This window comes from Bacteroidales bacterium (assembly GCA_021648725.1).
Classification (GTDB): domain Bacteria; phylum Bacteroidota; class Bacteroidia; order Bacteroidales; family JAADGE01; genus JAADGE01.
On sequence record JAKISF010000001.1, the window covers coordinates 193,360 to 219,736 of the forward strand.

Below are 26,377 nucleotides of genomic sequence, written 5' to 3' on the forward strand. Positions count from 1 at the left end.
AGTTAAAAATTCAAACATTATATCATCTCCAATTCTTCTAACTTTTGTTTGATATGGATGTACAGGAATTTATTGATTTCAAATATGCCTTTTGCTTCTTCCGTAACTATTCCGGAACGTTTCAGAAATGAAATTTGTTTTTCCGCAGCAATCTCATCTGTCATCATTACTCTTGCTAATTTAGGGACAGTTAATCGTTTATGAAGCATAAATTGAATAAATAATAAATAAATATCATTGTCAAAATCATTTAAAAAATCTTTATTCTCAAATCTCACTGTTTTAATTTGAAGGATGTTATTTTTATAGTCTTCTATATTTGCTGTCCAAGAAAATAAAGTTGAACCGATATTACCTTTTGTGAGATTAAAATATTTAGCAAATAATTTAGCATAATCAGATTGCCTCATATCTTCCTGCATTCTGTTTTTCAACTTAAATTGAATTGAGCCTGAATTATGCCTGAACAAAACGGCATCTTTTAATTGTTTGGCATTAAACGGTTTACATTCAATAATATTTAAGAACAAATTCTCAATATTTTCTATTTGCTTAATAAGTTTATATGCAAACGAGTTAATATTCAGAATAAATAAAAATTTGTGACCGTATTCTTCAATTAAGTTTATAATTTCTTTAATAACATCAAAACCTTCGCTTGATTTTTCCCACCAAAGTTCAATTTCGTCAAAAACAATAACACTTCCGGTTTGTATTTTTGTAAATTTATGTTCATACGAACCTTTAGCGTCAAATGCAAGGGCTAATTTTGTTTTAAATGTTTTTATACTTACAGAACCTTCAACCGGAGGTTTTATAGTATAAACCGGGGATTTTGGCAAAAATTTATTAATAGCATATTGTGTTAAAAATGTTTTTCCGGAATATTGCTCTCCCGTAATTAAAATTGCACCGTTGAATGAAGACTTATAACGTTTTATTGCTTTTTCAACTTCTTGCAGTTCTTTTATTCTTCCGGTAAAAAAATCTTTGTTGTAATTATTTAGTCTTAAGAATAATTGCTGATAATAAAACGGTAATTTATTCAAAACCTCGTTTTTCACAGAAACATTTTCAATAAAATTTAATGATTTATTTACATTTGATTCTGTTTCAGATTTTCCGTTCAACAATTTTTTCTTAAAAATAATTGCATCGCTGTGCCTGTACCAAATTTGATTAATTTGCTTGCCTGTTGCAATTTTTGCAGCTTTTAATTTATTTCTTAGTTTTCCTGTTTTTTTCGATTTTGAACTTGAAAATCTTTTAATTGTACCGGATTGCTTAATTAAAGAATAAACCGTTAATTTATTAGAAATTTCGCTTAAACGCTCATCAATACTTCTGTTAATATTTTGGATTTTTAATTTTGTTTCTTTTTCAAGTTTATCAAGTTCTTGTATTTTTTCCTTAATAAAAGCAATAATTTTTTTTGCTGAGTTTTCTTCTTTGTTAATAATTTTTCCGTCTGAATCAAAAAAGCTGAAAAGTATTATTCTGAGAATATTTCGGCTTGAATTTTCTAAACTTACAATATCCTCAGGAAGTTCTTCCGCCATAGCCAATAGAGGTGTATTAAACTCAGTATGGATAATATAATTAATTAATGCGGAAGCAAAAAGTTCTACGGTTTCGAGTTCATTAAATTGATTTTCAATAATGTCGTTAAAAGATTCATTGCTGAGCAATCTTACTTTTTCAGGAAATTTATCAGCCAAATATTTTAATTTTTCCAATTTTGAATCAAATATTTGCTTGAAGTTTTTGAATATTTCTTCTTTTGAATCTATTTCAGAAAATTTTTCAAATACAAATTCTGCCTTTGGGTCTTTTTCAATTTTCTTTATATATGATAACAAATATGATTTTGTATTTTGTATTTTTGATAATACTTGTGCGGTAATAAATTCTTCAACAGACGCAAGGGATTTTCTTGAAATACGATATAACTTGTTTTCAAAATCGATTAAATTTAATTCTAAATTCCGATGGTTGTGTAACAATTCTTCATTTCGCAACAAAAATTCTGTGCTGTTTTTCAAGTTTTCTTTCAAATCTTCAATTTTCTTTCTTGAAAAATCTGATTTTATTTTGCTGTTTGAATTAAAACCGATTAAATCTTCACTAATCTTGTTAATTATTTCTGTTGTTCCGTTTTGAATAAAGTTGTATATGTATGATTCCGACTCAAGCTTTATTTTATTTATTTCTTCAATTCCGGAGTTTATAGTCAGGATTTCTTTTTGAACTAATTCCTCACTTAAAGTGTTTTCTCTTGCATAAGTTTGAAGTTTTAGTAGGCTGTTTCTTACCGCCTTAATAAATTTCTGTGTTTCAATAATTATTTGAATTGTAATTGTACCCGTTTTTTCATCTGCCGAATAATGTAAAGACAAATAATTGCCGGGTAAATAACCGTCAACTATTTTTTTGTACTTAACTTTATATTGAACCGGTTTTGAACTTCGTTTTAATTGCTGTCTTTTCTTTTTCTTAAATTGCTTAATTTCTTCGCTGTCGTTTTCATTATATTTCAAATCATCTTCCGAATAAGTGTATATATAAGTTTCAGGAATATTTTGCAAAACTTGCTCTGTTCCGTTAATAAGTTTTTGATATGAACTTTCGGAACTTTCAACTTCATCTTTAACCGAGGAATAGAGCTTAACAAAGTTCTGAGTTTTTTTCAAAAACATATCTGTTGCAGCAACCAACTTCTTCTCAAATACAGAAGCATCATTTTTGAAAAGGTTCTTCAGTTTATCATCTGTTAAAACCTTTGTCTCTTCAATTATGCTGTCAGTCAGCCTATTATGTCTTTCAAAAATTAATTTCTTTTGTTCTTCAAAAACATCATTATTTAAAGTTGTAAGTTTTTTGCTTAATAATGCAACTTTCTCACTTGCAATCGGATTTTCAGGCAACAGCAGTTTTTTTTGTGCCTTATTATTGTTTAATAAGTCAATTCCTGTATTTTCTTTTTCTCTTTTTATGCCTATATTTTGGTCTTTAAATTGTGATGATGCTTTAATTAATACCACAGTTCCTATGTCAAGCATCAACTTATTTGTTTGCTCTACAAATTCTTTCTCTTTGCCTTCTTTTACTTCGGGCATTCCGAGTATAATTAAGTCAGTTTTTAAAGATTCCGTTCTTATTAGTTCATAAAAAGACTTTTGTTCAATTTGATTATTAATTATTTTTATTTCAGCTTCAATTCTCATATTGCTGAGAACCTGCTCGGCATGCTTTCTTATTTTTGCCGCCTTTTCATTAATCGGATTTCCGACCAATAAGCGAAGTTTTGCACCTGCCCAATCTTCCGAAGCCCATAAAAATTTAACCAAATTCAACGCTAAATTTCCGTTATTTCCTGAGCCTCTCCACCAAATATCAATGGTTTTATGGTTTCCGTACCCGTATCTTTTATCATAATCTACAAGCAAAATATTTACATCAAGTTCTTGAATTCGACTAATCATTTGAGAAAACCGAACAGGGTTTTTACTTTGCCTCATCCAGCCCATTAACACGGTATTCGGCTCAATACCTGAGAATCCGTAAGTACTTATAATTGTTTCTATTCCGGAATAAATATCACTGCAGGTTTGTCTTCTGGTAAAAATTCCTTTTCCTTCAATTTCGTCATCAAACTGTGCTTGTAAATGTTTAGGGAAAAGATACTTTTTATTTTCAGATTCATGCAAATCAAAATTTGAAAGTAAACCGTATTTTCCTACTAAATTTTTTCCGAATTCCATTAAATACGGTCTTTGCCCTTTTCCGCCGCTGAAAAGAATTATATTCGGTTGCCAATTTCTGTATTCTAAAGTTTTTTTATCTAAACTGTGTAATGCTTTTCTTACAACTGATAACCATACCGATTGCCAAACATCTCCGGATTCTGATTTTAATTGTTTTCGGTTAAGCCATGCAAACAAGCCGAACATAATTACTAATGATGCAATCATTGAAAGCATACCGAGTTGTGCCATTACTGCAAAACTTGCAATAAATCCGATTAGTCCGATAACACCTTTTACTTTAAAGCTGGGGCGGAAATCTGTGCTTGCCCAATTTTCTAAGAAGAAAGCTAAATTTATAAAACCGTAAGAAGCCAAATAAAACATTGAAACAACACCTGCAATTACATTCAAATCTCCTATAAGTATTCCTCCCTCTGCAATTAAAAATATGAATATCAGGGCATTACGTGGCTCGTTTGATGCCCCGTAACCTTTTGCAAATATTTTGGGTGTTATTTTATCTTTTGAAATTGCCTGCAAAATTCTGGGACCTCCGAGAATACCTCCTAATGCTGATGAAAGAGTTGCTCCCCAAATTCCGGCAAGGACAAGAGGAGAAAAATATGCAATTTTTAATAAGAAATTGTAATCGTTCATCAATAAATCGCTGTTTACAAAAACGGCAAATGAAACAGCAAGTAAAATATAAATTACAAATCCGACTATTATTGCAGACATTGTACCGACCGGTATTCCTTTTTTAGGATCTTTTAAATCGCCCGACATGGCAACACCTGCGGTAAAACCTGTTACTGCCGGAAAGAATACACCGAAAACAACTTGCATACTGACACCGTCTTTTGGCGGAGAGAAAGAGATTGAATCGGGAGCAAATTCTGTTTTCGTAAAAAAACCTATTGCAATTGAGATTAAAGAAAGTGCTATTGCACCGAGAATAAAATATTGAGATTTTATTGCTAATGATGTGCTGATAAATGCAATTGTAACAAGCAAAAGTAGTGAAGCGGAAGCAATAATTCGTAAACTGTTTGTATCTTCAGGATTTAAATTTAAAAATTTGCTGACTTCTTTTACGGCTAATAAACTTTCGGCAAAACCTACAAGGTATAAAGATATTCCGAGAGCAGTACCGATAAACAGTGCAATACCGATTGCTCCGCCCATCGGAAAGCCAAGGCTTCTGGATAAAATATAATAAATTCCCCCGGTTTTAATTTTTTTATCTGTTGCAACAGAGGATATACTGAGTCCTGTTGTTAAAGAAATTACATGCGAGATTACTATAATAATTAATGCCGTAATTAAACCTGCATTTCCGACAACCCAGCCGAGTCGCATATACATAATAACTCCGAGAATTGTTAATACGGAAGGGGTAAATACGCCTGCGAATGCACCGAATTTTTTTGGTTTACTCATAAGTTTTCAAAAAATCAATTCTGTATGCAATTATACAAATTTTAAATTAATTTATTGAGTTTTAAGTTATTATTATTGATGTAAAACAAGAGTACTATTCAATTTTATATATTTTCAGTTTGCCGTCGCAACATGAAAAATTAATGATATATATTTCATTTTTTCCGTCTTTATTAATATCAGTTTCAAATATTTTTATATTATTCATATTATTAAAGAGGACGGTTCCGCTTTTGTATATTAGTTTAACGCTGTTATTTCCGGTATCATTGCATCTTGTACCTTGCTGAATAACTTCTGCTTTTACATTATTAAAAATATATTCAGTTGTATCAAAAATTTCTTTTGCATCCATATACCCTGAGTCGTTTTCAAAATACATAACATTAGTTCTGTATCCGATTGTTTTTAACGTGTCTGTATATCTTTTTAAGACATTTTCCTTCTTTTTAACAATAACAGAATCAGAAAATATGTAAATCCGGTTTGCAAGTCTTTTTTTAATCGGAAAATGTAAAATTATGGCATTTTCTTCTTTATATATTTGCCAATTCCTGAATAAATCAGCACGAAACATAATTCCTCCGGGTAATTTGTTGTCAAATATTAGTTCTGCCTTATTATCAGACTTATTAATTAATTCAAATTTTTCTTCATCAGATTGTGCATTTGAAAGTACAGAAAACGGGATGAGAAGAAATACAATATAATACTTCATAATCATTTTTTTATAAAGATACCGGAAAAATCAAGAATAAAAAAACGCTTCCGAAATGTGAAAGCGTTTTTTATTAATCTTCTAAATACTATAAATCTATATAAAACCCGAAACTGAAAGCAACGTTTTTATGCTTTAATGTAAGATCTTGAATAATGTCAGGGGTTTCAACTTTATTGTCTAACCAGCCGTCTAACAGTCCGTTATTATATTGAATTGTTAACGACAAATGCAAGTTATCCTCAATATTATAAACAACACCTGCACCTGCGGTTAAATAGAAATCAATAAATGTTAACGATTTAAAAGGTTTATAGTCAGTAACATTAAAATTAGGGTCATTCGGATGTTGTAAATCTGTAACTTGTCTCGTCGAAGACAATTTTATTGCAGGTGCTACACCGAAATTAATTAATGCTTGAAAATCACCTCCTACGTCAAATTGTCCGTTAAAATTTAAAGGTAAATATAGGTTTTGATATTTAATATTATTTTCAACGCTGATAATCGGAGTAGGGTTAAATTCATCATTTTTTTGAGTTAATCCGAATTTCTCCCAAGAAAATATACCCGAAATATCAACATTAAAATTATCGGAAAATTTATAACGAACAGAGGGTCCGAATCCTATTCCCATTTTTGCTCCGTCGGTATCATAAGAATTGACAGAGTCATTATCAGTTACTGTTGTCCAGTTAATTACAGGTATTGCTCTTAGTCCGAATGACAATCCTTTTTGTGCATTTGCACTTGAGAAAGCAAAAACAGCAAGCACAAATAAAAATAATAGTTTTTTCATATTTTTAAAATTTAGAATTTTATAAAAAGTTAATTAGCAAATATAAGTATTTTATTTTATACCGTTTATTACATTATTCATTTTTTGAATTTCTTCTTTCTTTTTTATAACATCTTCTTTAAGAGTTTCAATTGTTTTTTTGTTTGTTTCAATTAAGGCAGTTTTTTCTTCGTTTTCCTTCGTTAAATCAATAATTGTTTGTTTGTTTTTTTCAATAGTATTTGCTAAGTTTTCATTTTCGCTAATTGTTTTGCTTTTGTTTTTTTCAATTTTAGCAAGTGCTGCATTTAATTCTTCCAATCCTTTATTATAATGTTCTCTTAGAAACTCTAAGGAAAATTCTTTCATAATTGTCATTAAGGCAGAATGTTCGCTCGGATTATCGGCTTTATTTAAAAATATGTCGTAACCGTATGAAATAAAAACATTCATTGTAGTTGTATTATCGTCTTTATTTTTTTCAAATTTTGTAAAAAAGTCCATGGTTCGTGATGTAACTGCGGGAAACATAGCTTCTTCGGCTTTCAAATCATCTTTTTTATCACTTTTCAACTTAAAATCATATTTCTTTTTTAAAAAATCTTTCCAAGCTTTTGCGGCATCTTTTGCACTCGGTTCAAATGTAATGCTTATACACGGTCTTGCCATATCATTTACGACACCGGTTCCGTCGCTTATGCTGTATATTTGCGAACTTGCAAAAAATGAAATCGCATATAAAAACACTGATAAAAGAACTATTTTTTTCATAATCTTATATTTTTAATTATTTATTTTGTTTCAGAATCTCAGAAACAATTTTTTATAACTGATAAAGTTATTCTGTTTTTTTTGTTTTACCAAATTTCTCTCGTAACAATTTCAAACTGATTAACAACAAAACTATTCCTATAAAACCTATTGAATACCATAAATATTGAACAGGAAAGTCCCAGATTGTATTAATTTCATTTGCTGTACCCGGAATTTTCTTAATATTATAAACAGGAGTTTCCGGAAGAATATCCGGAATAGTATCTTTAAAATAGGGTAAATCATAACTGGGAAAGTTTGCTGTTTTGCTTCCGTATATTATGCTGTATTCTTCATCGGGACTCAAATATGTAATAAGATAGTTTTTTAATTGGTATGAATTTGCTTTATAAAAAGTTAAAGGTTGGTTATCTTTATTATCAACAATAAATTCAATTTTTTTTGCTTTATAATCCCAAAGTAAAACTCTGTTACTTTTAAGGGAACCTATATAAAATTCTTTATTAAATTGGTCGTAAAAATCTTCACCTGAATACGGAACAGATGAAGTATCTTTCTTGCTCATAAAAACTTTTCGCAAATAAAACTCAGGTCCTTTTATTCCGAAAGAAATCATATCTATAAATTCAGGTTTTTGAAATTCAAGCGTAATAATGCTTTTATTCAAAGTATCTTTTTGTGTAATTTTAGGAGAGTTCAACTGTATATATTCTGCTCTGATATTTGTTAAATCATGAAAATAAATATTTGAAAGTTCAATCGGTTTATCATCATAATCATAAAATAATATTTTGTAGTAATTAAATTGACTTTCAGGCAAATCCATTATTTTAATTTCAGTAGAATCAGCATGAGTAATTTCAGGAACAGCCGGAAAATTATCTTTTATAACAAACCAAGTGTTTAAATCTTCGCTTCCGTATAGTTTTAAGAAAATAGGATTATGCGTGTTTACTATTTTAAAAGTAAGATTTGAAATGTTTTCTTTTCCTTTATTTTCAATTTGAACTTCGGTATAATGTTTATATTTTTTGTATTTATTTTTCAGAATTTTCAGTTCGGTTCTTTTCTTTCTGTCAAATACTGTTTTTTCTTTTTTCAGAATGTATTGAATTTCACTTTTTTCGGAATCGAGAACTCTGATGTCGGGGAATGAGTGATTTAATTGAGATGTAATATCCGGACTTAAAAAAATTTTATAATATCCTGCTTTTTTCACGTCTCCGATTTCTGCTTTCCAACTATAATCTTGTGCAACAGCGGTAAAAATTGTAAAAAATAATATTAAAGTTGTAATAAATTTCTTCATCTGATAATATTTAAATCTTTTTGACTACAAAAAATAATAATGTTATAAATTTTCATTAAGCAAGTGTTTATTAATTTCTTTTTTCTCAAATAATCTTTGCCTTACAAAAGCAATAAATAAAAGTATAAATCCGACAAAAATTAAGCTTACCGTTCTTTGTCCGTTATCAATATTCGTATAATCATAAATAAATATTTTTAAACCCGTAACAACCGCAATAAACATTGAAATTCTTATTAATTTTTTATCTTTAAAAATCAAAGATGCAACTGAAACAGCTAATGCGGAAAACATCCAAAATAACGAATAATAAAAGTAATGTGCATTATTTATTATTGAGCTTACAGGTGTTCCTATATGATTATTGTAAATAACAGACAAATGATCAATTTCAGTGCTCAGAACAGCAATAAACAACAGTGACACAAGCCATTGGAAAATATTTTGCATTCTTTCACTTATATTTTTTACGTTAATATATGAAAAATAAAGAATAAAAAGTAAAGATGCTATAAGAATTGTATGCATAATAAATTGATTCATTGAAATTGAAACATTCATCAATAAATGCTCTCTTACTTTAATTATCTCGTACAGATACACACTAAAATAAAATGCAACTGAAAGCAATGCAATTATTGCACTAATTATTTTAACTGTTTTATTTTTAATAAAAATAATAACAACTACTGCCAAAAGAATAAATGCAAAATTATAAATACCCATATACATATTTAATAAATTTGCATCTTGCACCATTCTGGTCAGTCTGTAAAGAATCTCTGTATTAACGGATACATAAAACGCACCTACGGCAACAATAAAAATAAAGAACCGAAAAAAACTCATTTTTACGGGTTTTATTAAGAATTTATCTTTTGACCTGCTTAAAATTATAAAATTAATACCTAAGCCAAGGCTTGTCATTATACCTGATATAAAACTTTTATTTAACAGCAGTGCTTTTTCGGGTGCATTATGGGAAATTGCCAAATAATTTTCAACAACATCGAAAATAAAACTTGTAATTAAGCCAAAAATTAAAAACATTGATGCAAATTTCAACATTTTAATATTCAGTTTCATCGAAAACCAAAGCAACAGAACTGTTTCGACAGCCCAAACTATGGTCATTGTTTTTCCCACAAGTTGAACCGGAGGTATAAGCGTTATAAATAACAAACTTATTATACCGAACAGGTATATTAAACTTTTAGAAACTTTATTCTTTACAATTAAAACAAATATTAAGAATAATATATTGATAACTGCAATAAATGCCGTAAAAACACCCTTATATTCAGGGTTAAGAACATTCATCATGTACATTCCTACCGAATAGAAAATAAGATTAACCACCAGAGGTAATGATAGTTCTATCGGAATAAAATTTTGCACACTTTTTTTTATACTGTATGCTATTGTGGTTATTGTCAGTACAATATAAATAAAAATAGAGATAATAAATCCTACGGCAAATTCTTCAAAAAAACTTGCCTGAAAAGATTTATACACCCAAAGTATCAAATAAACACCGCTGAAAACAGCAGGAATGAACCTTGTAAGTATGTTTTTATTAAAAAATGCGATTATTAAACTTGCAACATCTAACAGTAAAATATAAATTAATATTACAATAAAGTTATTGTAATCTATTCCGGCAATAAAAGGAGCTGCAAAACCTGCAACTACCGCTAAAAGCAATAATTCAAACCTGTTATAAAACAAAGAGATGCTTACGGAAAATAATGTCAGCAAAAAATAAATTGAGAAAACTTGCAGTGTGGAAAAGATGTTGTAATTGTAAAAAGAAATTGTAAAAGTAATATACAAAGAACCGAAAGCACCTCCCATAAGAATAGAACTGAATGTTTTATACCTCTTTCTTATGAAATGCGATAAAACTATAAGTGCTGAGCTGATAATTACAGCAATAAAAAATCTGCCGGCAATATTAATATATGCCGAATTAACTGCGTATTTAACAAAATATCCGAACCCGAATACTAAAACTGCAATTCCTATATAACTTAAAAAATACTTCCTTATATAACGAACTGTATCGAGCTCTTTTATTTCCGTAATTAGTCTTTTAAATTTCAGAAATTTCTTTAATCTTCTATAACCTCTGTTAATAATTTTTACGGGAAAAATATCAGATTCATCATTGTATTCTTCTTCAACTTCTTTGTTTTCATAAAGAAAATGTTGAATAATACTTTTTTGTGTTTCTTTTTGAATTTTCTGTTCTTTTTCAATTAATTTTAAATCTTTCTTTTTACGACTTAAGCCCATAAAAAACCCGAAAGTAAATACCAACAGTAAAACTAATAATACAATAACAGAAACTATAATTACGACAATTGACATTTTCTATGCTCTAACTTTATTCAAATTTTCTTTTTTTCTTTTTTTCCGATAAAAAAGCTTGTAATTTTTTTAATTGACAAACCATGTTTATCTACACCTAATATATAACCGAATGGTTTAAGGCTTTCAACATTATCACAAACTATTTTTAATACAGCCATAAACGGAACTACAATAATCATTCCCGGTATTCCCCATATTGTTGCACCTATTATTATGCTCAAAATTGTGATAAACGGATTTAAATGAACTTTTCCGCCGACAATGCTCGGGGTTAAAATGTTATGGTCAATTAATGAAATAATACTGTAATAAATAGCAACGGCTAATGCCAAATATGGATTATCTTGTGCAACTAATGTAAAAAGCAAAGGTAAAATACCGCTTACGATTGTACCGAAATACGGAATAAATGAAAAACACGCAGTAATAATACCGAGAACTACTGCATATTTTATCCCTATTATTGAGAGAGCTGTTGAATGAACAATTGCAAGGATAATAACAACGGTTGTAACTCCCGTAACGTATTTAATGGTAACTTTTGAAATTTGTTTTATCAGTTTTTCTGCTAATTCCGAATGTCTTTTTTGAGCTAATTTATGAGCAAAACGTTCGGCTCTGTCTCTGAAAAAAAGCATAAAAAAAGTAAAAATAGGAATAAATAACATTGCTTCAATTGTGCCGGCAGCTTTCATTATTATACTTTTTACTTGCCCGCCGGTTTCAAAGAAGTTTCTGATGCTTTCAAGAATCCAAGTATTTTGATCATCTGTTGCAACTTGGTATTTTCCTTCAATAAAAGACTGAATTGCTAAAAAGTTTTCAATTGCTTGTTCTTTTATTGTATCGTCTTGTGCAAATTTTTGAATTTGGTTAATTAACAAGTTTATTGCACCGGTAATTACTGCCAGAAATATTAAAACTGAGATTAAAACGGCTAAAAAACGCGGAAATCTTGCTTTGTTTTCTAAAAAAGATGCAATAGGGTATAATAAATAAGAAAATAATGCAGATAATGCTAAAGGATAAAGTATGTGCTTAGCTGCTATTAATGAATATATTAGAAGAATAGTAAATAACAGAATTACTGTAAGTCTTACTAAAATCGGATATCGTCTCATCAGAGTTTTGTTTTACTGCTAAAATTTCAAAATTACTAATTAATTTTCAACTTTTGATTTAAAATTACCGTCAATCATTTTTGTTTCTGCTAAATCACCTTTTTTTACATCTTTTACAGATTTAATAAGTTTCCCGTTTACAGATGTTATACTGTAGCCTCTTTTTAATATTCCTGAAGGGTTTAAATATTTATTTTTTTGCTCAAACACCTTCAACTTATGTTTTTCTTTAATAATATTATTTTTAGAAGCATTCCTAAAATTCATTCGCAACATTTCAACCTTTTGTTTTTTGTTATTAATGCCGGTTTCAATGATATTTTTTAAACTTAACGGATATTGCAATAATATATGGTTCTTATTTTGAATAATTATTTTTGTCAAATTCTTCAAATCGGTTTTTTTAAGATTCAATTCAGCATCTTTCTTCAAAAGTATTTCTTTAACGGTAGGTTTGAAATTTGAAATTAAATATTCTAACTCGCTCTTATTTTCAGATATAATTTCTTTAATTCTGTGAGAAAAATCCTCAGCAAGTTGATTAATGTAATTGTAAAATTCAACTGTTGCATCAATAATAAAACCGGCAACTGCTGTAGGTGTTTTTAAACTTATATGAGCAACCAAATCTGTTATGGTTTCATCTCTGTCATGTCCTATTCCGGTTAAAACCGGCAATGAAAATTGAGAAATATTTAATGCAAGTTGATAAGAATCAAACCAACTTAAATCAGATTTTGAGCCCCCGCCTCTTATAATTACGACAATATCAAAAATATCATCAAAATCATAAATTTTATCAAGGGCTTTAATTATTGAATTCTCGGTTTCTTCTCCTTGCATGGCCGCAGGAAATAATTTTGTATAATATTTAAAACCGTAATCATTGTTTTCTAATTGGTCAATAAAATCTCCGTAACCGGCAGCTGTTTCTGAAGAAATTACGGCAATTTTTTGAGGAACAACCGGGAACTCCAATTCCTTATTCATATTAATAACACCTTCTTCCTCTAACTTTTTTATAATTAAAAGTCGTTTTCGTTCAATATCTCCGACCGTATAATTGGGGTCAATGTCTTTTATGTTAAGGCTAAAACCGTAAACTTCATGAAATTCAACAGTAACAACAATTAATACTTTTAAACCGGCTTCAAATTTATGCCCTGTTGATGTTTCAAAATAAGGTTTCAGCATTCTGTATGTTCTTGCCCAAATAGTAGCTCTTGCTTTTGCTCTCAGAACTTCCTCTTCATCTTTTTCGACCAATTCAAGATAGGCATGCCCTCTGCTTTCGTTTAATTCGCTTATTTCGGCAACAATAAAAAATCTGTCGGAAAAATTTTCTTTGATGTTTTGGCTAATTCTTCGGTTTAATTCCGATAATGTAATATTGTTGCTCAATGTATTATTTTTACGAGTTATACAGCAAAATTAAGTATATTTGTTCTTTATACAAGCAATTTATATTTTATATGCGGCAAACAGGTTATTATTAAAAAAAGCCGGTTTAAACCGGCTTTAATTCTACATCCTTTTTCTGTATTCGCTGAACAAACTTACTTCCTCTTTAATCATTCGTTGCCTTAATGTTGATAATAGCTTTGCGGTATCAGCAGTAAAATTCGCATCAAAATTATTTTCGCAATATCTCTCAAAATAATTATTTGCAAAAATTGATATTTCTTTCCAATCTTTTGCAAAGGATGCTAATTTTCTTTTTAAACTTTCATCTGTTTCTGCTTCTTTATTCAAAAAAGGATACAATTCTTTATCTTCTTTATCAATATGTGCAACAAGAATTGTTTTTAGTTTTTTAACAAACTCAATTTTTTTCTTCTCGGAAGAAATATAATCGTAAACCTCTGACAATAACAATTTTAATGAATTGTGTTCTTCAACTAATATTGTAATTAAATCAGACATAAATTAACAACTATATAGTATTTATACTGAATTTTAATAAAGACAATTGATATAAAATTACTTTAATATGCCCTTAGAAATTACCAAACGTTGCACTTGGTTTGTTCCTTCATATATTTGACATAATTTTGCATCACGCATCATTTTTTCAACACCGAATTCCCTTGAATAACCGTCGCCGCCCATAACCTGAACAGCATCCGTTGTAACTTCCATTGCAACATCTGAAGCAAAATATTTTGCCATTGCCGAATAAGTTCCCGGAGTTTTTAAGCCTTGCTCGTAATACCAAGCAGCTTTCCATGTCATTAATCTTGCAAGTTCAACTTTTGTAGCCATTTCAGCAAGCATAAATGATACACCTTGGTTTGCCGTTACGGGTTTTCCGAACTGGATTCTGTTTTTTGCCCATTCTTTTGAGATTTCATAAGCAGATCTGGCAATTCCTACACTTAAGGCAGCAACACCGGTTCTTGTTCTGTCAAAAGTTTTCATTCCTATAAGAAAACCTTCTCCTTCTCTTCCTATAAGATTTTCAACCGGAACTTCAACATTATGAAATTTAATTTCGTTTTGCACGGAACCTCTTTGTCCCATTTTGTCTAAACGAGGTAATATTTCAACTCCGGGTAAATCTGTAGGAACTACAAAACATGATAAACTTCTTGCTCCTCTTTCGGGATCGGCTTGAGCAAATACGGTTAAGTATGTGGCTGCTTCTCCGTTGGTAATGAAACGCTTATGTCCGTTAAGAATATATTTATCTCCTTTTTTTATTGCGTTAGATTTTATTCCGGCAACATCCGAGCCTGCATTCGGTTCTGTCAAGCAATAAGCTGCTGCTCCTTTTTCTTCATTTAAACGACCCATAAATCTTTTGAGTTGTTCGTCATTTGCCGAAACTACCCACGGAGTTAATGCGAGCATATTTGCATCAATACTTATTCCGATCCCTGCACATACTGCTCCTAATTCTTCCGAACCTAATGAAGCATCAAAAATATTCAGTCCTTCTCCGCCGAATTCTTTCGAGATTTGTGAATTTATTAATCCTTCATCATAAGCCTTTTTCACTACTTCCCAAGGAAATTCTCCGGACACATCATATTTTGCTCTTACCGGCACTATTACTCTTTCGGCAAAATCTTTATGCTTTTCTATTAATTCTTGTTGTTCTTTTGTTAATGAAAAATCTACCATAGTTTTATATCTATTTTATTTGATAATTATTTATTTTCGGTTTTTGAATATCGTTCAATTATTTTTTTAAAATCATCTACTGTTGTTTCTGAATAAATGTCGTAATGAACCGGTGATTTAATTTGAATTCCTTCCGGAACATGATTTTCCAGTATATTCCATTGCTCTTCTGTCAGAGATTTTACAAAATAAGCGTACAAATGTGATCCTGCATTTGCAGTAACATATTTATGATACATTTTTGTAATTGCTTTTAACATATCTAAGTAAGGTTGTAAATCTGTTGTTGTTGATTCTTTTGCACTGTCAATCCATGCAATAGGAACTTTTTTAATGGACTCTCGTTTTAAAATATCTGTTTTTAACAGAAGTTCTATGTCAAATGCAAATTTCTTTTCTATTGTATCTAAAATAATTTTGTTTACAATTTCTGCTTTGAATGCTTTAAAACCACATTGTGTATCTACAATATAATTTAATCTGCGAAGCATTCGTTTCCAAAAATAAATAAACAATTTTCCTCTTACATTTCGGTTGCCTGTTTTTAAGACTACTGATTCAGGTTCTCTTCGAGATGCAATTGCAACGTTCTTTTTATCGTTAACAATTCCGTCAACTAACAAACCGCATTGCCCTAAATGTGTTGATAAATCGGCATCGGTATAAATAATAATATGATTTTTAATATTTTTATTTGCAGCATACCACATTCCGTATTCAACGGAGCCTCCTTTTCTGCTGTCATCGGTTGTTTTTATATTTTTTACGACAGGATTTTTGCTGTTAATGGCATCTTGTAAATATAAAACTTCAACATTATTTCCTTTATATCTGTCTTTTAAAATTTTTTCGGCAATTTTACCGCTGTTTTCAGGGCAACCGTCATCAACAATAATCATATCCCATGAAATATTCTCAAAATCTCCGGTTAAATCTTCCATTTGCTTGATTTTTCTCATCAAAAAATCTTCGCCGTGTTCATGTTCTTCTTTTGTAAGAATTCTGTAGTGTTCTTTATAAACTGCAAAAATAATTGTAAGATGGATTTTATCTTTTGTCTCGGAAAGAATTTGTTTAGACTTGGTAATTTTTATTGCAGAATGAGAAATTAATGAATAAGCATTTTTTTCCTTTATCATTTCTTCCTCTAAAGCTTTAATTTCTTCAATAATTTTTGTTTCGCTGTACAAATTATCAGCAAGCTCTTGAATCTTAATCAGATGATTTTCATTGGTTAAATCAGGATTCAGAATCGGTTCTTTATCCTCAAATTGTTTAATTATTTGTTGTAAATACATGTCAACTGTTTTGATAAGCAATGCTAAATTAAAAAAAAAGATTTATTATGCAAGCATAATTTATTAAATAAATAACTACGAATAAATTGTAATAACTAATTTTCTGTTTCCTCCCCTGTTTCTGAATTCACATAAATAAATTCCTTGCCAAGTTCCTAAATTTAATTGTCCGTCGGTAATCGGAATTGTAACAGAACTACCTGTTAATGCTGATTTTACATGAGACGGCATATCATCCGAACCTTCAAAAATATGTGTGTAATAATCTTCGTTCTCAGGAATCATTCTGTTCAAGATATTCTCAAAATCAACACGAACAGACGGATCAGCATTTTCATTAAGCATTAAACCTGCTGATGTATGTTTAATGAAAACATTCAATAAACCGTTACCTGAAAAATTGTGAAGTTCCTTTTCAATAATATGAGTTATTAAATGAAAACCTCTTTTATACCTGTCTAAAATAATTTCTTTCTGTTGAATCAAAATATATCAGTTTTTAACATTATTTTTGCAATATTTTAAAATTATAACAGTTTAATACAAAAACCAAATTTAATTTGAAATTTTTGATGAAGAAATTCAGTTTTCTGTTACTTTTTTTATTGCCGATTTTTGTAAATGCACAGACAATCAATATTAAAGGAATAGTTACAGACGAGAATAATAAAATTTTACCTTTTATAAGTATTTTTACTGAAGATAATAAATATGAAACTTATTCGAATGCTTCCGGTGAATATTCAATAGACATTCCTTCTTCATATAATAAATTATATTTTAAACAACCGGATTTTGAACCGATTATTGTTAATATTCCGAAAAATGACAATCAAATTGTTATTAATATTAAATTAGGAACTTCTGACCAAATAGGTGTTGTTATTATTGAAGCCGAGAAAATAAATGCTTCGGGGATTGTTACCGTAGATTCTAAAATAGCAGATATTTTGCCTTCCGTTTCCGGAGGAATTGAAAGTATTCTCTCCAAAATAGGAATGGGAGTTACAGGCTCAAGAAATGAATTAAGTTCAAAATATTCAGTAAGAGGAGGAAGTTTTGACGAAAACCTGGTTTATGTTAACGGAATTGAGATATACAGACCTCAATTAGTTAGATCGGGACAACAAGAAGGTTTAAGTTTCATTAATCCGAAATTAGTAAGTGATGCAAAGTTTTCATCAGGCGGGTTTGAATCTAAATACGGAGGCAAAATGTCGTCTGTGCTTGACATCACATATAAACAAGCAAAAAAAAGAGAATTTACAACTTCAATAAGCTTACTGGGAGCATCAGCTCATTACCAAGATATTTCAAAAAATAAAAAATTCAGTCATATAAGCGGTTTTAGGTACAAAACAACAAGGTATATGCTTAACACCTTGGAAACCGAAGGCGAATATAATCCGAACTTTATAGATTTTCAAACATTTTGGACTTATTACTTTAACTCAAAATTCAGTATAAACTTTTTAGCAAATATTTCGGATAATAATTTTCACTTTATACCTACAAGCGGAACAACTAATTTTGGTTCAATTCAAAGTTTAAAATCGTTATATATATCATATTTCGGGCAAGAAAGTGACAGATTTTTTTCTAATACTGAGGCAATATCGGTTAATTACCATCCTCATAAAGATTTAAATTTTACATTAAGTTTTTCAGGATTCAATGCCTACGAATCTGAGACTTTTGACATTATAGGTTTTTACAGTTTAAATGAACTGAATAAAGATATAGGTTCAGAAACAGCAGGTGACAGCATTTTAAACCTCGGAAACGGTGCATACATGAGGCATGCAAGAAACTACCTGAATATATTGAGTTTCAGCACAATGCAAACCGGATATTACAAAACAGAAAAGCATTATTTTAACTGGGGTTTAATTTATAAATATGAAAACATCAATGATAAAATTGATGAATGGAACTTGGAAGACTCTGCAAGTTATTCAATGCCTGTTAATTCTGACAATCTTTTAGTTTCTGAAAATATAAAAGCTGAAAATGAAATTATCAACCAAAGATTTACAGCTTACATTCAAGACAAATTAAATTTTGAATCTTTTCGTTTTCAATACGAATTTGTAGGAGGAATAAGAGCAAATTACAGCACATTTTCAGAAGAATTTTTATTAAGCCCCAGAATTGCAGTTGCGGCAAAATCATTTAATAAAAACAAACATGTTTTTCGATTTTCATCGGGTATATTTAATCAACCTGTTTTTTATAAAGAAATTCGTGATTTTAGCGGACAAGTTGTTAAAGATAAAAGTGCCCAAAAATCGGTTCATTATGTATTCGGATATAATTTCAAATTTAAGGCATTGGGCAGAAACATGAAATTATTTACCGAAATATATTATAAAGACCTTAAAAATATCATTCCGTTTGAAATGGATAATGTGAGGGTAAGATATTATGCAGATGTTAGAACTTCCGGTTATGTAGCCGGAATCGACACAAAACTTATGGGCGATTTTGTTCCCGGTCTTGATTCTTGGTTCAGTATGTCAGTTTTAAAAACCGAAGAAATGGTAAATACAGTTTCAAACGGAGCAGATACATTATATTACATTCCCAGACCGACAGACCAAAGATTTACCGCAAATTTATTTATCCAAGATTATGTTCCCGGCAATGAAAATTTTAAAGCTCATCTGAACCTTGTTTACGGTTCTTCTTTTCCCTTTGGTTTTCCGAAAAATATTGAAAGAAAAGCCATATCAAGATCTGCACCTTATCACAGAGTTGATTTAGGAGCATCAGCTGTTCTGATAAAAGAAGATAAAATTTATACAAACAAATTCTTAAAAAATATTAAATCTTTATGGTTAACTGTTGAAATATTTAATATGCTGGACATTCAAAATACAATATCATATCGGTGGATACATGTTGTGCCGAATACATCAGTTGCCGCAAATAATGTAAATAACAGTTATCCTGTTCCTGTTAAACTTACGGGAAGAAGATTCAATTTGAAGTTTACATTAAGAATTTAATTATACAAGGCTTCATTTTTTTTTCTATTTTTGGTTTTTTGATTTATTGAATATTTATGAACTTTCTGTATCCGACATTTTTATTTGCACTTTTTGCCGTTCTTATTCCGATTATTATACATCTGTTTAATTTTCGAACATATAAAACTGTTTTTTTCAGCAATGTCCAATTTTTAAAAGATATTAAACAAGAAACTAAATCAAAATCTACATTAAAACACTTGCTTGTTTTGTTAATGAGAATTTTAGCAATTATATCATTAGTTTTTGCCTTTGCCCAACCTTATATACCTTCAGGAAGCCAGCAAAAATCTGCACAAATAAATGAAATAGGAATATATATCGATAATTCTTTCAGCACCGAAGCAGAAAGCAAATACGGAAAAATATCAGAAATTGCAAAAAAGAAAGCTTTACAAATTGCAGATGCTTATCCTGAAAACACAAACTTCTATTTTATTACAAACGATTTCGAACAAAAACACCAACATTTTGTTTCAAAAGAACAAGTAAAAGAATTTATTCAAGACATAAAAATATCTCCTGCGGTTAAAACTATAAGCAATATTACAAATAAAATCTCAGACTTTTTTAATGCTGATTTTGAAGAAAATATAAAAAGAGCATATATAATTTCCGACTTCCAGAAAACAAGCACAGACATAAATAAACTGCAAAATGACAGCAACATCAATTATGTTTTTATTCCCTTAGAAACCGAAAACACAAACAATTTATTTATAGATTCGGTATGGTTCAATTCACCAAGCAGACCGCTTTTTCAAACTGATGAAATAAATATAAAAATTACTAATAAATCGGATGAAGCTTTTCAAGAGATGCCGTTAAACCTGTTTTTAAACGATACATTAAAAGCAACCGGAAGTTATAATATTGAACCGAATGAATCAATTACAAAAACATTAAGTTTCACAAACAATAAAACCGGTATTATTAACGGAAGAGTTGAGATAACTGATTTTCCTGTTACTTATGATAATAATTTTTTCTTTAATTTTAATATTGAAAAACAAATTGATATATTGATTATCAGCAATAAAACAAGGAATAAGTATATAGAAGATGTCTTTTCCGATATTCCTGAAGTCAAAATTATTTACAAAACTGAAAAAACAACTGATTTTGAAAAATTAAACAACTACGATGTAGTAATAAATGATGAAATAAATAAACTTTCCCCGAATTTAATTCAAGCAACATACATGTACATATCCGACGGAGGAACATGCATTATTTTTCCGGGGATTAACTCAGACATACAATCTTACAATGAGTTGTTTAACAAGTTAAATCTTAACTATATTACGGGAATTGATACTTCAAAAATTTATGCGGGACGTATTAACTATAATGCCGATATATTCCGAAATGTATTTAAAAAGAAAGAAAAAAATCTTGATTTACCTTACATTTTAAGAAGAGTAAAATTCAGCAAACAAACATTTACCGATGAGGAAACAATACTTTTCTCAGAAAAAAACGATAAATTAATAAGTTCTTCCGAATACGGTGCAGGAAAAGTTTATGTATTTTCACAAACAGCAGATAAAAAAGCGGGGAATTTGGTATTTCATCCAATTTGGGCACCTATGATTTATAATATGGCTTTTTATAAAAACACAAGCAATAAAATTTATTATACGATAGGTAAAGACGAAGTTGTTAAATTTAACAATCAACTTGAAAATAAAGAACAAGCCCTGCATATTATTAATAAAAAAAGAACATTTGATATTATTCCTCAAGTTTTCATAACCGATAATTCAAAAATAAAATTATTTTTAAATAACAGCATTCAAAAAGCAGGACATTATACAGTTTCATCTGACAATAAAGATATTAAAGGGCTTTCATTTAATTACAACAGAGCCGAGTCAGATTTAGCATATTATACAAGTTCTGAAATAAAAAATGCAATTAACGAAAATTCTTTATCAAGTTTTTCCGTAACGGATGAAAATGAAGAACTTTTTTCTGAAATAATTAAAGAGCAAAGCATAGGAAAGCAATTGTGGAAAATGTTTTTAATTTTTGCATTATTCTTTTTACTTGCCGAAATACTGATTATACGATTGTTAAAATAAGAAAAGCCGGTAAATTTTAAACCGGCAATTTCTTTGAATTAATATTATCTGAAAATATTTTATACAGGACTTCCGTATGTATAAGTTCCGGTAACCTGAACGGTGCCTTCGGCAGTTTCAATTGTATAATCCCATGAAATTTGTGAATAATCATTTGAAATTTCGCCTGTTCCTTTAAATGTTTGCGTTCCTGCTGTTTGCTCCGGGATAGTAATCATCAAATCCACACTTACTGTTGCAGAAACAACTTTACCCGAATTATGAAAATTTGATATTAATATTTGGCTTGAATTTCCGGTATCAGCAGTTATTGTAGCTGTAAATTCTTGATAAGGAAATCCGTCTTCATTCATATCTCCCGTCCATGTTCTTGAAATCTCCGAAATAATTTCCTGCTCACTTGCAGGCGGCACAATTTCATTAATGCACGACATCAAAGGTAAAGCAAAAATAACTAAAAGTAATTTGAATTTAAATAGTTTCATAGCGTTTGATTTTAAATATTCAATATAAGAATATTCAAAATTAATGCCATAATCTCAATCGGCTAAAAATCAATCAATTCCAAAACCTCAACATCATAAACAATTGTTGAGCGTGAAGGAATCCTCTCCATATCTCCTATTAGCCCGTGTGCCATGTGCGGAGGTAAAATAAAATGTGCCTTTTCTCCTGTTCGCATCATTAAAAAACCTTTTTCTAAACCGCTCTCTTTTCCGGTTTGACCTATTTTAACCTGTGCCGAACCGGTAGAATCCGAACTGTAACATAAAGTTCCGTCAAGCAATTCAATACTGTAATTATATTTTATTATATCTCCGGCTTTTATTTTTTGTCCTGCCGTTTTTTTATAAATATCATACCACAAACCGGATTCTGCAGTTTGCATCTTCCACCCTCTTCTTTTTACATAACTATCTATCAGCTCTTTGTCTCTTTCCAACAAAAAACGATTTGCTTTTATTAAAGTATCTTCAACTCGATTTTTATTATTAACGGGTTGCTTTGTAGCATCTTCCGGCTTACATGCCGAAAAAACAATAATTAATAAAAATAGCAGTGCTTTTATTTTAAGAATAGAATTCATCGATTGATTTATTTAAATAAGTTTCTGCCTTTTCAATTGGCTTATAAATCTTTCCTCCTGCAGCATTTTTATGTCCTCCTCCGTTAAAGTATTTTCGTGATAACTTATTAACATCAACATCACCTTTTGAACGCAAAGACAATTTGATAAAATTATCATGCTCAATTGCAATAACCGAAGCCCTTATTCCTGAAACCGATAAAGGCATATTCACGATTCCTTCATGGTCGCCCTCAGTAAAGTTAAATTTTTGCTGCTCTTCTTTTGTGAAAACAATGTATGCAATATTGTGTTTTTCAATAACTTCCATCTTTTTATAAAGAAGGTAACCCACAAGTTTTAAACGATTAATTGAAAAATTATTATATACTTTATCATAAATAAAATCTTTATCAATTCCGAATGACAACAATTTTCCTGCTATTTTAAATGTTTCCTGCCTTGAAGAATTTACTGAAAAATTTAAAGTGTCAGTCATTATTCCTGTATAAATACATGTTGCAGCATCTTTTTCGAAAAAATCTTTTAAAACTGTATTATTAATAAACTCATAAACAAGTTCGGAAGCCGAACTTACCGATGTATCAGAAAGTATGAATTCTGCATCAACCTGCGGTCCGGGATGATGATCAATTAAAATTTTTATGCCTTTTGCGTCTCTCAATATATCTTCTGCTCGTTCCGTTCTGCTTGCTTCGTTAAAATCAATGCAAAAAATAATATCGGCATCATTCAATTTTACTGTTGCATCTTCCTCTTTCTCATTAAAAACAATTATTTCTTCCGAATTCGGCATCCACAATAAAAAATCTGTCGGTTTCGAAGGCATAATTACAGAAACACCATGTTTCGTATTCAACAATGTATTATATAAACCCAAAGAACCTCCCAAGGCATCACCGTCAGGATTATGATGCCCTATAATTACAATCTTTTTGCTTACCTGAAATAATTCGTTAAACTTATTTATATTATTTTTAAAAAAATCTCTCACTTTGTTTAATTTAAAACTTCAAAGTTAAATCAATTATCTTTTGAAGATAAATTTATTCAATAATTATTTTATTTTTGCGGAAACTTAAAAATTAAGAACAATGGGAAACATTACATTAACAATGGTTAAGCCTACTGCATATAAAAAAGGATTTGCAGCAAGCATATTAGCAAAAATAACAGATGCAGGTTTCAGAATTCAAGCTATGAAAACCTTACAGCTGAGCAAAGCACAAGCCGAAAAATTTTACGAAGTTCATAAAGAAAGACCTTTTTACGGTGAACTGACCGATTTTATGAGTTCAGGACCTATTGTAGCTGCCGTATTAGAAAAAGATAATGCCGTTGAAGATTACAGAAAACTAATTGGTGCAACAAATCCTGAAAATGCGGAAGAAGGAACAATCAGAAAATTATATGCAACAAACATTCAAGAAAATGCTGTTCACGGTTCCGACAGTGACGAAAATGCAGAAACTGAAGCATCTTTTTTCTTTGCAAAAAATGAACGATTTAATGCAGACGGAGGTTTAGTTTAAACTTTCTTTTCTTGAATATACTAAATAAGTCATGAAAATTTTCATGACTTATTTTATTTTATTATTTTTATCATTTTAATTTTAAAAAACTCAATATGAAATACAAAAAATCCCCCCCCCTACAAGATTAATGCCTTTTGCAGTAATATTTTTAGTTTTTTTCGCTTTTAATTTAAATGCACAAAATATTTCGGTGCGAGGTTCCCGAGTAAACGGAGACATTTACCATCTCGGCGGAGCAATAGGAATAGGAACAGATGCACCCGCAAGCTCTTCTTTGCTTGATATTAACTCAACAGAAAAAGGAATTTTAATACCGAGATTAAGTTCTCGACAAATTTCTGCCGTTCAAAACCCTGCAAACAGTTTACTTGTTTTTAATACTACCGAAAATATGTTTATGTTTTATGATGAAGCGATTTTGCAATGGAGAACCCTTATGGCATCTGAAGGCACAAGCAATGCTGAAAAACTTTGGAACAGAGATAATTCAAAACAAGGAATTACCTTTCTCTTAAATATTGACGATAATGTCGGAATAGGAACAGAAAACCCGAATGCCTCTTTTGAAATTAAGCCTAAAGGAAACGATGCTCTCAGGATACTAACTTCCAAAACAGGAATTTCGGCAAATATACAATTTACCGATAAGGACGACAGCAATTATGTCGGTTTTATTGCACCTGACACTATTGATGAAAATATTTTATGGCAACTGCCGAATGTTAAGGGTGACAGCGGACAAGTATTAACAACCGACGGAGCCGGTTTGTTAACCTGGTCTGAAAAAACGGCTGCGGATACTTGGATAAGAGATTCGATAAACAATTCTGTTTTTCTTAGTTTTGCAAATGATTTTGTAGGAATAGGAACAAACATACCTTTAAAACCGCTTCACATTTTTTCGTCTTATACCGAGACAGGCGGAGGAGGAATAGAGCCTCTGGCAGGAAATACAGCAGACAATTATTCTGTATTCAGGCTTGAAAATCGCCGCACAAGTGTTTCTGATGTAGGTTTTAGTGTTACGGATGTAAATTTATGGGATTTTGAAAATGCGAATGATACTTTAAATATAAATTATAAAGGCTACATTGTTCAAGTGGGAGAAATAACAGAAAAGAATTTTTCATTTTCGAACGACGGAACTTTTACTGCTGAGAAATTTGCCGGGGACGGCTCAGGTTTAACAAATATCGAACTAAACGGACCGATTATTTTGGATAATGAAATGGAAGCATGGACAAACAACGGTTGGAGCCCCAGAATACAAACTAAACTCGGAACGGTTTGGGCATCAACAAACAAATCAAGCCTCGGCGATTATTATCTCGGATTGGGGATGACACACAGCGGCTGGTATTTTATGACAAGATACGATAACGGAGATAAAGATTATGTCGCAGTTATCAGAGAAGACGGTAAAATTTTATGCAAAGAATTAGAAATAAGTAAATCTTCAGGCGGTTATTGGAATACACCTTTTATCAAAGTCAAAAAACCGACAAATTCTGATTTAGCAGCATTCGGCTTTGAAACCAACTTGCAACATTGGGTTATTGCTGCTATAAGCTCTTCAAGCGCAGGAGACGGTTTTTGGATTAAGGATATAAAAAACAATAAAGTCCCGTTTAAAATTACGAATACCGGAGTAGTTGAAATACATGATAAACTTTGGGTTGCAGATGAAATTGCCGTACAAGCTACAAACCCTTGGCCCGATTTTGTATTTAAAGACAACTACAAACTAATGCCACTGAATCAACTTCAAGATTACATAAAAGAAAACGGGCATCTCCCAAACATCCCAACCTCCGAAGACGTAAAAAAAGAAGGAATAAAACTTGCCCAAAATCAAGCACTTATGCTTCAAAAAATTGAAGAACTTACTTTATATATCATTGACTTAAAAGAAGAAAATGATAAATTAAAAGACAGAATTGTTGAACTTGAAAATAGGTAGGT

19 protein-coding genes are annotated in these 26,377 nt (G+C 30.2%); 4 read left to right on the forward strand and 15 right to left on the reverse strand.

What is annotated here, in order from left to right:
- Window positions 1–17 precede the first annotated feature (17 nt).
- The 12 genes from L3J35_00790 to L3J35_00845 form a co-directional block, all read right to left on the reverse strand.
- Complete coding sequence (locus tag L3J35_00790; protein ID MCF6364716.1) at window positions 18–5,186, reverse strand: hypothetical protein; 5,169 nt, start codon at window positions 5,184–5,186, stop codon at window positions 18–20.
- Between the two features lie 94 nt (window positions 5,187–5,280).
- A complete protein-coding gene (locus L3J35_00795) occupies window positions 5,281–5,904 on the reverse strand; it encodes a hypothetical protein (GenBank protein ID MCF6364717.1) in 624 nt (207 codons plus the stop codon).
- An 88-nt stretch (window positions 5,905–5,992) separates the two neighbouring features.
- Window positions 5,993–6,703, reverse strand: coding sequence for an outer membrane beta-barrel protein (locus L3J35_00800; protein ID MCF6364718.1), 711 nt, complete (start codon window positions 6,701–6,703; stop codon window positions 5,993–5,995).
- Window positions 6,704–6,754: 51 nt separating this feature from the next.
- Window positions 6,755–7,453: a hypothetical protein gene (locus L3J35_00805; protein MCF6364719.1), complete on the reverse strand. Its 699-nt coding sequence runs from the start codon at window positions 7,451–7,453 to the stop codon at window positions 6,755–6,757.
- Window positions 7,454–7,520: 67 nt separating this feature from the next.
- Entirely contained in the window at window positions 7,521–8,765 is a 1,245-nt protein-coding gene (locus L3J35_00810) for a hypothetical protein (protein ID MCF6364720.1), read from the reverse strand.
- A 42-nt stretch (window positions 8,766–8,807) separates the two neighbouring features.
- Window positions 8,808–11,135: a DUF2339 domain-containing protein gene (locus L3J35_00815; protein ID MCF6364721.1), complete on the reverse strand. Its 2,328-nt coding sequence runs from the start codon at window positions 11,133–11,135 to the stop codon at window positions 8,808–8,810.
- 20 nt (window positions 11,136–11,155) lie between these two features.
- A complete protein-coding gene (locus L3J35_00820) occupies window positions 11,156–12,259 on the reverse strand; it encodes an AI-2E family transporter (GenBank protein MCF6364722.1) in 1,104 nt (367 codons plus the stop codon).
- Between the two features lie 39 nt (window positions 12,260–12,298).
- Complete coding sequence (gene xseA / locus L3J35_00825; protein MCF6364723.1) at window positions 12,299–13,660, reverse strand: exodeoxyribonuclease VII large subunit; 1,362 nt, start codon at window positions 13,658–13,660, stop codon at window positions 12,299–12,301.
- A gap of 123 nt (window positions 13,661–13,783) precedes the next feature.
- Entirely contained in the window at window positions 13,784–14,182 is a 399-nt protein-coding gene (locus tag L3J35_00830; protein MCF6364724.1) for a hemerythrin domain-containing protein, read from the reverse strand.
- A gap of 57 nt (window positions 14,183–14,239) precedes the next feature.
- Window positions 14,240–15,382: an acyl-CoA dehydrogenase family protein gene (locus L3J35_00835; GenBank protein ID MCF6364725.1), complete on the reverse strand. Its 1,143-nt coding sequence runs from the start codon at window positions 15,380–15,382 to the stop codon at window positions 14,240–14,242.
- A gap of 26 nt (window positions 15,383–15,408) precedes the next feature.
- A complete protein-coding gene (locus L3J35_00840; protein MCF6364726.1) occupies window positions 15,409–16,680 on the reverse strand; it encodes a glycosyltransferase in 1,272 nt (423 codons plus the stop codon).
- Between the two features lie 75 nt (window positions 16,681–16,755).
- Complete coding sequence (locus L3J35_00845; GenBank protein ID MCF6364727.1) at window positions 16,756–17,166, reverse strand: secondary thiamine-phosphate synthase enzyme YjbQ; 411 nt, start codon at window positions 17,164–17,166, stop codon at window positions 16,756–16,758.
- Window positions 17,167–17,252: 86 nt separating this feature from the next.
- On the opposite strand from L3J35_00845, the gene L3J35_00850 reads away from it, so the two are divergent.
- Both L3J35_00850 and L3J35_00855 read left to right on the forward strand, forming a co-directional pair.
- On the forward strand, window positions 17,253–19,688 hold the full coding sequence (locus tag L3J35_00850; protein ID MCF6364728.1) for a TonB-dependent receptor: 2,436 nt from the start codon (window positions 17,253–17,255) through the stop codon (window positions 19,686–19,688).
- A gap of 56 nt (window positions 19,689–19,744) precedes the next feature.
- Entirely contained in the window at window positions 19,745–21,793 is a 2,049-nt protein-coding gene (locus L3J35_00855; GenBank protein ID MCF6364729.1) for a BatA domain-containing protein, read from the forward strand.
- Between the two features lie 59 nt (window positions 21,794–21,852).
- Here the strand turns inward: L3J35_00855 and L3J35_00860 are convergent, their stop codons facing one another.
- From L3J35_00860 to L3J35_00870, 3 genes are all read right to left on the reverse strand, one after another.
- Window positions 21,853–22,278 carry a hypothetical protein gene (locus tag L3J35_00860; GenBank protein MCF6364730.1) on the reverse strand — a complete coding sequence of 142 codons (426 nt, stop codon included), beginning with the start codon at window positions 22,276–22,278 and terminating at the stop codon, window positions 21,853–21,855.
- Between the two features lie 62 nt (window positions 22,279–22,340).
- Window positions 22,341–22,880, reverse strand: a complete 540-nt coding sequence (locus tag L3J35_00865) for an FKBP-type peptidyl-prolyl cis-trans isomerase (GenBank protein ID MCF6364731.1) — start codon at window positions 22,878–22,880, stop codon at window positions 22,341–22,343.
- Window positions 22,864–23,874, reverse strand: coding sequence for a bifunctional oligoribonuclease/PAP phosphatase NrnA (locus L3J35_00870; protein MCF6364732.1), 1,011 nt, complete (start codon window positions 23,872–23,874; stop codon window positions 22,864–22,866). The genes L3J35_00865 and L3J35_00870 overlap by 17 nt, the downstream gene beginning before the upstream one ends.
- Before the next feature lie 100 nt (window positions 23,875–23,974).
- Here L3J35_00870 and L3J35_00875 point away from each other — a divergent pair, with 100 nt between their 5' ends.
- Window positions 23,975–24,412 (forward strand): nucleoside-diphosphate kinase, encoded by a 438-nt coding sequence (locus L3J35_00875; protein MCF6364733.1) that lies wholly within the window; start codon window positions 23,975–23,977, stop codon window positions 24,410–24,412.
- A gap of 130 nt (window positions 24,413–24,542) precedes the next feature.
- Window positions 24,543–26,375: a hypothetical protein gene (locus L3J35_00880; GenBank protein ID MCF6364734.1), complete on the forward strand. Its 1,833-nt coding sequence runs from the start codon at window positions 24,543–24,545 to the stop codon at window positions 26,373–26,375.
- The last annotated feature ends 2 nt before the right edge of the window (window positions 26,376–26,377 follow it).